This is a genomic window from Microcoleus sp. Aus8_D2 (genome assembly GCF_036702665.1).
Classification (GTDB): domain Bacteria; phylum Cyanobacteriota; class Cyanobacteriia; order Cyanobacteriales; family Microcoleaceae; genus Microcoleus.
In genome coordinates, this window is the sequence record NZ_JAUBUN010000101.1 from 1 (window position 1) to 2330 (window position 2330).

At 40.1% G+C, this 2330-nt stretch carries 4 protein-coding genes; all 4 read right to left on the reverse strand.

Annotated elements, in window-relative coordinates; all coding sequences use genetic code 11:
* Positions 1-177 precede the first annotated feature (177 nt).
* Positions 178-1131: a zonular occludens toxin domain-containing protein gene (locus QUB64_RS32785; RefSeq protein WP_333343495.1), complete on the reverse strand. Its 954-nt coding sequence runs from the start codon at positions 1129-1131 to the stop codon at positions 178-180.
* A gap of 242 nt (positions 1132-1373) precedes the next feature.
* Complete coding sequence (locus tag QUB64_RS32790; protein WP_333278781.1) at positions 1374-1694, reverse strand: hypothetical protein; 321 nt, start codon at positions 1692-1694, stop codon at positions 1374-1376.
* 202 nt (positions 1695-1896) lie between these two features.
* Positions 1897-2079 (reverse strand): hypothetical protein, encoded by a 183-nt coding sequence (locus tag QUB64_RS32795; protein ID WP_333278779.1) that lies wholly within the window; start codon positions 2077-2079, stop codon positions 1897-1899.
* Between the two features lie 2 nt (positions 2080-2081).
* Positions 2082-2330 (reverse strand): hypothetical protein (locus QUB64_RS32800; protein ID WP_333278777.1); only part of this gene is annotated, 249 nt, incomplete at its 5' end.

Below are 2330 nucleotides of genomic sequence, written 5' to 3' on the forward strand. Positions count from 1 at the left end.
AAACTTTATTTAAAGCCAATACATTAGTATCGCGCACGTCAGCCATCTGCTGCTGTTTTTTTTCAAAAGGTAAATTTTAAAGTGCCCGAAAAACGGAAATTTGTTGAGATGAGGAACTCTCAACTTGAAATCGCAACCAATCAATTTTAATATTGCGAGGCAAATATTCCTGTTCCATCACTTAAATATCCTAAAAGGCAAGGAAAAAGAAATAACTGTCACTGCTAGAAATAAAATGAAATGTTTGGGCAAAAAAATTAATAGCAACACCCACAACACAAAACCCACAAAAATATTCCAAGTAACTTTGTAACTATCCTTTGTTACCTTATCAAACTTTTGCCAAGTTAAACATTCTCTAGTAATTCGTAAATCTAATCTATTTAACCCTTTGTGACTAGCAGCCGGCAATACATTCCACAAAAACATGATTTGCTTTTGAAAATAATGAGGCCCAGGAAATGAAATTTCACCTTGAAGCTTCCAAGCTACAAATGGATAATTGCCGCTAGCTTCATAAATTCGCTTTTTCTTAAAACGATCGGCTTTGTAATGAGCATCTAATATTTCCTCAATCTCAGCAAATGTACGACCGCTTTCCATCAAATCTGACGAGGAAAGTTCCACAGTAGAACCAGAATCAATCACATAGGGGTAATATCCAAAATCAGATTTTTTAGCAAATTTAGAAGTTTCTAAATCTTGTTCCTCCAACAATCCAAAACTATCGTAAGTATAAAAAGTCTGAGCGTCGTGACAGTTGATTATACCCTTCCAGTGTTTGGTAGCAAGCACCCAAACTTTAACCGGATTTTTACGCACTTTGGGGTCGCGAAACCAAACCTCAAATTCGCTAGGTTGAAAAAGATGAACATCCTTAAATAAAAGGCGTTCGTTTCTCAACTCATTATCCCAAACTGCAACTCCTTCAGCATAAAGAATATCGGAACATATTTGATGAATCGAAGAATGAACCTGAGACGGATACTGTGCTGCATAAATTATGTGCTGCGCCCTTTTGCGATTGTTAGCAACTGCGTTGAACGCCTCAGGAGGTAAGGTCCAACTTTGCGCGCTCGGAGCATAAAGACCCATTTCATCGAGCAATATTACTGCATTTTTAATTTGCAAAAATTGAGCAAAGTTCTTGTTAGCTGAAACCTAGTAAATAATTCCTTTTGAAATGTTATCCCAAAGCCAGCGAAGGTTGTTAACTTTGCAATAATAAGCAAGATTTAAAGGGTCGAGGCAAAAATTAGTTACGAGCTTGAGTTGGTACTTTTCAGCAATCCTCAAGCCGTGCTGAAGCATCAGCAAACTCTTGCCCCGACCCGGCAATCCATAGATAGCAGTAAACGGCACTTAAGCTAAACTCAAACGCGGCTCAAAACCATGTTGAGCACGCGCAAAGTCACCATGAATCCCATCGGAGCCAATGCAACACCGAAAGCCGCCAAACCGATACCGTCGATGGCTTTAATCATAGCAATAGCATTGGCCACACCAGCCTTGATAGTTGCTTCTGCTGTTGGATCGGCGCTAGCAGTTCCAGCAGTAACAATAGCACCGCCGACACCTAAAACAGCACCGCCAACGGCAACAGATTTAGCGGCCTTAGAAGCCTCAAACTTGTAAAACAAATCGTTCAACTTTTGAACTTGCTCGCGGTCAATGGTAAAAATCTCAGTTGTCATTTTAACTGCTCCTGAATGTGCGGAATAAGACATGATTCAAATATGAGGTTTTTTAGATAAAGTACCCCGACCCCAATCGTTGAATTCAAAGCAAGCAAAGCTAACAAAATTACATTTGTATCTATAAACTTACTCAGTAACGCGAGGTACCTATCAATGGTGGCCACCACTGCATCTATCCGTTCTTTAAGATTCATAATATTTAATCCAGAAAACGCTTGCACAACACAATAAACGCATGAGTCGAAGTAGCAGCCAAGCCAGCCTTGACCCCCCAATCCATAGAATACTGAATTACAGGTTTGATATCCTCCTTAACAAAATTCATAGCTTCAGCAGCACCAGGCACAGTAGAAAAATACATCGAAAATAAAACAGCTAACATACTTAAGACCTCATGCGAATTGCAATTCCAAAAGCAGCAGCAATCGCCATGCTACCAAAATGGTCTTGAATAAAATCCTGAGTAGTGGATTTCATGTCTGACGCAAACTGCTCCGGACTACCAAGCAAACTTTGCATATTTGCCACCGCCTGAGCACCAGTCACGCGATCGGATGCTATTGCAGGGCTGAAAGAATTGCCCAATATCCAAAACAAACCACAAAAAAAAGTAAGAAATGCGGAAACGCGCCA